Origin of the sequence: Flectobacillus sp. (assembly GCF_049240685.1) — a bacterium.
Taxonomy (GTDB): Bacteria; Bacteroidota; Bacteroidia; order Cytophagales; family Spirosomataceae; genus Flectobacillus.
Genome location: NZ_JBMLSD010000063.1, coordinates 1 through 8,708, shown reverse-complemented (window position 1 = coordinate 8,708; position 8,708 = coordinate 1). Strand labels below are relative to the sequence as shown.

Below are 8,708 nucleotides of genomic sequence, written 5' to 3'. Positions count from 1 at the left end.
ATTTCGTGTATTTAAGTAATCGTGAAAAATTAGATTTAAGTTTTGTGTTGAAGGCACAAGGCAAAGAGTGTTAAATTGTTTTTTAGTAACAATAGATATGTTTTTGCAGAATGCCCTTAGCTCAAAGCCGAAAGCTCAATAAATAAATTTTATTTTGTGTGCCAACATAATGATATCAATGCTGAGTTATGGATGCACTGAATATTCTATTTTTTCATTGTATCCTGAATCCATGTGCGGAAAGAAGCCGTTCGGGTGAAGGTGCTGATATCACCATAAGCACCGTCTTTCAAGCCAACAAGCGGTTCTGTAACCCCTCCATTAAGCACACCGATAACTGTCCATTTAAAATTAATCTTCATCAGCAAAGGACCTCCACTATCTCCTTGTACGGTAGTGGCTTCCCAGTCCAAAGCCTTGCTGGCACTTGTACCTAAACCCAAGGCTTTTTCTTGATCATTGGCGTAGCTGTCTCCTAATGTATTGAGTACGCCAGAAGGGTCATCAAAGTCAAAAGCCAAAGTCCCTCCTTCATGGTTTACCCCATTGATTACATGGGTAAGTCCTCCCATTCGACGATCTAGTATATTTTCTAAAGCGTGTTTTTTGGAACGCTTGCCAGCGTCTTGTCCCGACTGAGCACTATAATCACCATATCCTGCATACCATACGCGTCCTCCGATAGTCTCTGCATCCATCGTAAAGTTTACTGCCGCTGGAGTGATAGATGTTATGGGAGAAGCAAGTTTGATCAGCGCAATATCATTTCCATACTTATAAAAATCCCCCCCGTCCAACCAACTAGGTGCTATATACAAGGCTGATACCTTTCGGGTTTCGACTGGACTATTAGGGTCTGCTCCTACCAATATACTGAGCTTGTCAATGCTCGTTGGGGCGGAATCTTTAGCTGGGTCAAAAAAACAATGACCTGCCGACAATACCCATTGTGACCCAATAAGCGTTCCGGTACAAGTACCACTAGCCTCGCCATGATCTGTGTTGATGAATACGACTGGGGAAAAATCAGGATAATCAGTAGTGTTGAATGGTGCTTGGTTGGTAGCAATGCTTTCGTACTTTGATAAAGGTATATCATGACGCACGCCAAAGGTAGCTGGAACATTCGTTGGTGCTGTTCCGTCTGTGTTGGGAGCTACGTCGTTATCTTTACTACAGCTAAATAACGCAACAGAAGCAAGAGATATGCACAAAAATCTTCTGATGTTAATCATGATTTTAAAGGAACTTTTATCAAAAATTACTTAGAAAATAAAACCAACGGTCATCATTTTGATTTATGCCGCCACATAAATCAGCTAATGTTTACAGACCGTTGGTGGGTTGTCATAGCCTAAACAACAATACAAAGTTATGGTACGTAATTTTTATAAATTAGACTTTCCTCGCGAATGGATGCTTTTGATGAATAGATGGGCGTTTTCTTTACATGAGTAGTAAAACAGCTTTGTAGCATCGCTGAACTCTAAAAATTCTTCCCAAAACAACCGCTCCTTCGAGCCGAAAAACCATTCCTCAAAGATTTTAGTGTAACTCCATTTTTAGTTCTAACTTTGAATTATACTGACAACCATTAAACCAGAATTCCAGATGACCCCATCTAAACAACATGCTTTTATCAAGAAGGTAAAAGACATAACTATAGGAAGTACAATAGCTTTGAGTTTATTCGGACCAGCAGTTTTATTACAGAGTTGTTCGAGTAACCAAAACGATGATGGAGACTATGAAGAGGTAGAAGTTTACAAAAAAGGTGTAAAGACGTATATTTCTGAAACAAGTAAAGGCGTTTTTAAAATAACAAAAGAAGTCGAAACCGAGGCAGATAGCTCGGTGGCATACGTTACTTATTTGGATGGCAAACAAGATACCTTATCGCCAAGAGCTGTAAAAGCACTAATCGACCAAGATGTAGCCAGACATCCACAGCATATAGGCCAAAGCTCAAGTTTATCCAATGCATTACTTTATGGTGGTATGGGTTACTTTTTGGGCCGAACCTTAAGCCCCAGCTACGCTAACTATCGTCCAGATTTGTCTAGCAACGGATTTAGCACAAATCAAATGCAAAAAGATACCACCAATAGGCGTCGCTATCATTCTGGTAGTAGCCTTTGGAGTCGATATTATGTAAGTCAACGAGTATATAATAGCTCACAGCAAGTGCATCATGCTATTAATACCTCTCGTACAACTTTTAGTAGACCCACTGGCGGTCGTTCTGGTTTCTTCCGCAGTAGTTCACATGGAGGATTCCATGGCTAACCAGCTTTATTTTATTTCACCCAATTTCAAAATTTATGATTCATTTAAAAAGTTTAAGTAATTCTCCTGAGTCTGCTCTTCGCAATGCCGATTGGTATTGGATGCTTGGAGAAGATACCCAAAGTTATTTGACCAACCAAGTTGTGGTAGTTTCTGAAACTGAGGCCGAAAAGTATTATGCCGCAGCCAATGAGCTATATGAAATGTACATTGAGGCAGCTCAACATGTAATTGACCAACACAAATTTGCTGAGTTAGGTATTCCTGAAAATCTTATTGAGTTAGTAAAGTATTCTTGGGAAAATGACCGCCATTGGCATATTTATGGGCGTTTCGACCTAGCTGGCGGGCTCGATGGAAAGCCCATCAAACTTGTTGAATTTAATGCCGACACAGCCACCTGTATCCCCGAAACAGCGGTTGTACAGTGGGCATCGCTAAAAGCCAATCGCCTCGACGAAACCCTTCAGTTTAATACCTTGTACGAATCATTGGTGGCGCAGTTTAGCGAAATGCGTAAACAAAATCCTGACCACGAACCAACGCTATTGATTTCAACTATGGAAGGATACCCAGAAGACGACACCAATATGCAGGTTTTGGGCGAAGCTGCCCGTGAAGCTGGCTTTGAAGTCGCTTTTGAATATATTGAAAATACAGAATTTTCGAGTATTGAAGGTATCTATAAACAAAGCTCAAACGACGGCAGTTTTACTCGCTATGATTTTTGGTTTAAGCTTGTACCTTGGGAATACATCGGCTGGGACGAACCAGAATTAACTCAGATTTTAACGGATTTGGTCATCAATCAAAAAACAGTTGTATTAAATCCCGCTTATACGCTTCTTTTCCAATCAAAAGGTATCTTAAAAGTTTTGTGGCAATTATTCCCAAATCATCCACTTCTTTTAGAAACGGCGTCAACACCATTAGTCAATAAAACTTCTGTCGAAAAAGTCCTTTTTGGTCGTGAAGGTGCTAATGTTAAAATCTTGGATACCGCAGGAAATGCCGTTTCGGAAACAGAAGGAGAATATTTTGAACAGAATAAAGTTTACCAAGAGTACGTCGATTTCTTGCAAGACCCAGAAGGAAGTTATTATCAAGCAGGTGTATTTTTTGCAGGAGAAGCTTGCGGATTAGGCTTTAGAAAAGGTGGAAAAATTATTAATAATACGGCACAGTTTGTAGGACATATTATTGAATAATTAAGTGAGTGGTGATTGAGTGAATGAGTGACTAAGTTACAACGTATGATAAAACTTAAGTTATATGTTTAGGCACTAGGCATAAGGCAAAGAGTGTTAAAATGTTTTTAGTAACGATAAATATATTTTTGCCGAATGCCCAGGGCTGAAAACTGAAAGCACAAAAATTAAACTTTATTTTGCCCACTAACTTAATTTAAAATAATCACTCATTCGCTCACTCACTCAATTACTCAATAGCCTTTGGTCTCAAGTCCAACAAAACCACCTCCCATAATTCTGGATGCGTGGTATCAAAATATTCGTGAATAATCTCAAATCCTACACGAGCATGAGCCGCTAATGAGCGTGTATTTCTTTTGGCAACTTCGGTAATACAAAGGTCATATTTACCAGATAATCGCTCTTTATGTAAGGCATACATTCCATCAAAAATACCTTGTCCACGATAGCCTTCGGCTACGCAAATTTGCCCCATTGCATAATATCTGTATTCTTTTATGGGCTTACCTTGGTAATTTAACTCATCAAGCATGTCAAACATAGCCATCAATACAGGAATGTCATACCTAAAGCTTGTTGGCATAACCAGCGCATAACCAACCACTTTGTCTCCATCCTTGGCAATGATTTGTGGCTCAGCAGCATTCATTCTTGATAGTAAATCAAAATTATGCTGAACAGTTACAAAGCCCTGACTAGTTGCCACATCGTCTGAAATATTCTTGTTAAGATTCTGTTGTTGCAAATCTAATACTTGATTTACTTCCTCGTCACTTGTGATAGTTGTGAATATGATTGACATTTGGCTCAAACTTTAAATTCTATTTCCTTAACCTTCTAAACTCCAAACAATCAACACTTTATTGTACCTATAGTATTGATTTGTTTATTTCAAAAGACAAAACTCAGTATTTTAATTTATAATAAAAAATACCTTTTTTCGATATTTTTATAACAAAAAAGCATTAATTCAATCTTCTGACCATAAGTCTTTTGATGACTTCAAAAAGTACTACAGGTTGTAAAGTGCGCCAATTGACCACATCTAAGGTACCTCCAAAATTGATATAATAGTCAAGGTGATATTTGGTCCATTCTTTTTGGATAAAATCTCTAAAATTACAAGCGGCAATCCAACCGTCCTCTACTTCCTCAAACCATTCGGCATAATAATCGTCATCGGTTGAGCCATGAAAATTGAGTATATTCTCTCCTATCAGAATAAATTGATTAATTCCTTGTCCAATCAAATGGTCGATTACATTGCGTTTAAACCACATAATGTCGTTGTGAAGCGTATCATTCCATTCGCCAAACATCTCGATAATCACAAACTGTCGATTATAATCGGCAAAAAGGATTTTACAATATAAAGTAGGAGACTCAAACTCATCCCAAAATGGATGAATATAATAGCCATAAATGTCATTTTCGTACATGGAAGTGTTATACAACCTTCCATAAAAGGGAGAACGAGGGTCTTTTGATGCCACATAATGACTTTCCCATTGATAAAAGGGTTCAATATCTTGCATGAGCGGAGACTAGGTATTAATGATGAATTGTGAGTTAGGGTTGTACGAAGGTTTGTATTTTGTTCAAAAGCGTTCTTATTATTCGCATTTTGGGGTGTAGTGGCAACCGCAAGGGTTGCCGCTACACAATTTGTATTTGAAAGATACAAACCTTCGTACACTACTAATTATGAGTGGTGAAATAGTACTTTACAAAGGATTTTCAACTATTTCAGATTTGGGATTTTTGATTTCGGAAATAAAGTAACATACCTCTATTTTTTACAAAACATAAAAGATTAAACTTCCGAAATCCAACATCCGATATCCGAAATAAACAGTTTTTCTAAACTCAGCACTTACAACTAATAAGATTTAATCATATCACTTGGAATTGCAACTACGAAACTTGCTGAACCTTTATGTTTGGTGTTAGGCTCTTTAATGTCTGCCTCCTCTACTGTATTGATGGTGACAATTTTCAAAGCTGGGTTTGCTTTCTTCAAATACCAAATAATTCCTTCAAAGTTGTTGGAGTGGTAACTACCATTGAAGTGCAAAAATGATTTTCCTTCCGACCAGTTCTTCAAAATAAAATGTGCCATCGTAGCATCTTTGGTGGCTTGAGCCTTAGCAATATTTTCGGCAGAAATGGTACTTCCACCCATGCCGTGCATCCCTCCCATTTTCATCATTTCGGCATAACCTGGCAGGGTCAAATCGACAGTAATTGGGAGTGGAGCTACACTTTTTTTCCCCTCTTCACTCAATTGATTAAGTGCTTCTAAGCCTCCTTTTGAAACTAAGCTTGCGTAGCGTCGTGGAATGTTGGTTGCCACAAAAGGAATCTTGTTTTTCTGGGCAAAATCGACCATTGGCTTATAATCGGTGGCATAATTTTGCCACATTTTAGCTTCAGTCTCAAACTGCTTTCCTGTAATAATTCCTTTCAGATATTCATCAAGAACAACCTGATTATCTGCCTCAAACATTTCGGCACCTAAAACCAACTTACCCCCTTTTTCCGTATATAAGTCTTTGGTGACTTGGAGCTCTAGCCAGTGAGCTATCGGATTGTCGTGAAGTTCACCAAAAAACACAATATCAGCTCCTTTGGCCTCCGAAATCAGTTTTTCGTAAGAGCTTGACTGCAATTGTGCTGTGTAGATTAAATAAGCAGGCTTGTCGGATCTAAATCCAAGCGTAAAAAATACTATTAGTAGGACAAAGGTAAATTTCCACATAATAAAAAAAATGTATGTTTTATTTTCAAATTGATGTTAAAATAACACTTTTGTAGTTAGATGGTTCAACTTATACCATGATAATTACGAATTTCCGAACCAATTCATTGCTATACTATTAAATCATACTCCCCAATGACAACACAAGAAGAATTGATCACTAACTTTTACCATGCCTTTTCTCAAAAAGATACCCAGTACATGGAAACTTGCTATCATTCAAAAGCCACATTCAAGGACCCCATCTTTTACTTAAAACAACCCTTGATTATGGAAATGTGGCGGATGTTAATCGAACGAGGCTCTGATATGAAAATTGAGCTACTAAAAGTTCGAACACATCGCAACAAGGTCGAAGCTACATGGAAAGCGTCTTATACTTTTGGAAGTACAGGCTTACCCGTTGTAAATACGATAACTTCGACTTTCTCTTTTTCCGAAAACAAAATTTACCAACAACATGACCATTTTAATTTTTATAAATGGGCCAGTCAGTCATTAGGAATCAAAGGAAAACTTTTAGGTTGGAGCAGCTTCTTGCAAAATAAGGTAAGAAAGCAGGCCATGCAAAGGCTCGAGGCTTATGCTAAAATTTCACATCAAGACTAATACTTTCTGAGACTTCTTTTTTCTCTTTCCAGCATTTATTTTATTTTTTTTAAATTCTTAGAAACTATTTTTCTTTGTACTTGGTTTATTAAATGTAGATACATTAAATATCATTACATTAAATATTGATCTGACCAAACTCATGGAATTATTAGAGAAATTGAATTGGCGCTATGCGACCAAGAGAATGACAGGAGCAACAGTTCCTCAACAAAAACTAGAGAATATTTTAGAAGCTATTCGTTTGTCGGCATCATCGATGGGGCTTCAGCCATATACAGTATTTGTTATCGAAAACCCTGAATTGCGCAAACAAATCCAACCAGCGGCCTACAATCAACCACAAATTGTAGAATCTTCACATATTTTGGTATTTGCTGCTTGGGACAATGTTACTGAAGCACAAGTAGATAGCTATATGGCTCATATTGCCGAAGAACGCGGCATTCCTGTAGAGTCACTTGCTGGTTTTAGAGCAAATTTTGGTGGTATTTTGAGTCGTTCGGCTGAAGAAAACTTCAACTGGACTGCTCGCCAAACATATATAGCATTGGGTACTGCCTTGGTAGCTGCTGCTTACGAGCAAGTAGATGCCACTCCAATGGAAGGTTTTAATCCTGCGGCAGTTGACGAAATTTTAGGTTTGAAAGAAAAAGGCTTAAAAAGCGTTTCGATTTTAGCTTTGGGTTACCGCGATGAAGCAAATGACCCTTTAGTAAAAGCGAAAAAGGTTAGAAGAACAGCAGATAAGTTATTTGTAAAAATTTAATACGATTATCTGATTATCCACAAAAGACTATGCTCTGTGAGTTTAGTCTTTTTTTTTGTTACCTTAGAAAAAGTATTTTTGATTTGAAAATTTGGTAATTTGAAAAATGAAACGGTTTGAACTTTTTCGAAACGTGTGAGTAATTATCCTTTTTTCATACTCTCATAACTTGTTTGTATACATGAAAGAACTACTAGAATCGCTGAGTTATAGAATAGAAATTGTAAGTACATACTGGCAATCTCAATCTGAAGAATCACTATCGTTGAAAAGCTCGCCTGAAAAATGGAGTAAGAAAGAAGTACTTGGTCATTTGATTGACTCGGCACAAAACAACATCCGTCGCTTTGTAGTAGGTCAGTATCAATCTAAAGCACAGATTATTTACGAACAAAATATTTGGGTAGAAGCAGCAGATTATCAGTCTTATCCTTCTGATGATTTATTAGAATTGTGGCGACTGCTCAATAAGCATTTGATACGCATATTGGCCAACTTACCAGAAGAAAAATATCAAGTTTTGACTAATTGGAGCAAAGAGACCGTACCTGATGCCTATCCTACCCTTTGGGAAGTAGCACAAGATTATTTATGTCACTTAGACCATCACTTGAAGCAATTGGGGATGATAAAATAGAAACACGAGCCATCTACACTTTAATGATGAGCAAATGGATAGATTAATATTACTACACTGGCAGAATAGACGCAGTAATAGCGTCTCAAATCAATAAAATCTAGCATGGGGGCATCAAAAAAGCGGTCGAAAAATATTTCCTGACCGCTTTTTTGATAAAAACTTGACCAATATTTTTAAAACGTATTTTAATAAGTTTGTACCCAAAATAAAATTTCATTTCTCAGGCAATAAGCATTAGGCATTAAGCCGTATGCTAATTTTATGAAATTATAAAGACCTTTTGCCTAAGGCCTACGGCTTACAGCCTAAAGCCGAGTACTTAAATTTAATTCTGTATAATTACTTAAAGTTATTTTATCTTAAAATTAAGCCCAATATTAAAGCCAATCTTATTAGGTCTTACCAGTAAAAGAGCACTTGCATCTGATTGGTGAT

Annotated in this window: 9 protein-coding genes; 5 read left to right on the top strand and 4 right to left on the bottom strand. The window is 37.3% G+C overall.

The window, feature by feature from the left end:
* Nucleotides 1–206: 206 nt before the first annotated feature.
* Complete coding sequence (locus ACOVQ4_RS02990) at nt 207–1,235, bottom strand: S1 family peptidase (protein ID WP_421819177.1); 1,029 nt, start codon at nt 1,233–1,235, stop codon at nt 207–209.
* A 376-nt stretch (nt 1,236–1,611) separates the two neighbouring features.
* Here ACOVQ4_RS02990 and ACOVQ4_RS02985 point away from each other — a divergent pair, with 376 nt between their 5' ends.
* Together ACOVQ4_RS02985 and ACOVQ4_RS02980 are read left to right on the top strand one after the other, a co-directional pair.
* On the top strand, nt 1,612–2,286 hold the full coding sequence (locus ACOVQ4_RS02985) for a hypothetical protein (RefSeq protein WP_421819176.1): 675 nt from the start codon (nt 1,612–1,614) through the stop codon (nt 2,284–2,286).
* A 35-nt stretch (nt 2,287–2,321) separates the two neighbouring features.
* Nucleotides 2,322–3,494 carry a glutathionylspermidine synthase family protein gene (locus ACOVQ4_RS02980; RefSeq protein WP_421819175.1) on the top strand — a complete coding sequence of 391 codons (1,173 nt, stop codon included), beginning with the start codon at nt 2,322–2,324 and terminating at the stop codon, nt 3,492–3,494.
* A gap of 229 nt (nt 3,495–3,723) precedes the next feature.
* On the opposite strand, the gene ACOVQ4_RS02975 is transcribed toward ACOVQ4_RS02980, so the two are convergent.
* The 3 genes from ACOVQ4_RS02975 to ACOVQ4_RS02965 form a co-directional block, all read right to left on the bottom strand.
* Nucleotides 3,724–4,299, bottom strand: a complete 576-nt coding sequence (locus ACOVQ4_RS02975) for a GNAT family N-acetyltransferase (protein WP_421819174.1) — start codon at nt 4,297–4,299, stop codon at nt 3,724–3,726.
* A gap of 163 nt (nt 4,300–4,462) precedes the next feature.
* Entirely contained in the window at nt 4,463–5,032 is a 570-nt protein-coding gene (locus ACOVQ4_RS02970) for a hypothetical protein (RefSeq protein ID WP_095167010.1), read from the bottom strand.
* Between the two features lie 344 nt (nt 5,033–5,376).
* Nucleotides 5,377–6,255 (bottom strand): ChaN family lipoprotein, encoded by an 879-nt coding sequence (locus ACOVQ4_RS02965; RefSeq protein ID WP_421819173.1) that lies wholly within the window; start codon nt 6,253–6,255, stop codon nt 5,377–5,379.
* Between the two features lie 135 nt (nt 6,256–6,390).
* Between ACOVQ4_RS02965 and ACOVQ4_RS02960 the strand changes: the two genes are divergently transcribed.
* From ACOVQ4_RS02960 to ACOVQ4_RS02950, 3 genes are all read left to right on the top strand, one after another.
* Nucleotides 6,391–6,864, top strand: coding sequence for a nuclear transport factor 2 family protein (locus ACOVQ4_RS02960; protein WP_421819172.1), 474 nt, complete (start codon nt 6,391–6,393; stop codon nt 6,862–6,864).
* A gap of 142 nt (nt 6,865–7,006) precedes the next feature.
* Nucleotides 7,007–7,633: an NAD(P)H-dependent oxidoreductase gene (locus ACOVQ4_RS02955; RefSeq protein ID WP_421819171.1), complete on the top strand. Its 627-nt coding sequence runs from the start codon at nt 7,007–7,009 to the stop codon at nt 7,631–7,633.
* 181 nt (nt 7,634–7,814) lie between these two features.
* Complete coding sequence (locus ACOVQ4_RS02950) at nt 7,815–8,270, top strand: DinB family protein (protein ID WP_421819170.1); 456 nt, start codon at nt 7,815–7,817, stop codon at nt 8,268–8,270.
* Nucleotides 8,271–8,708: the final 438 nt, after the last annotated feature.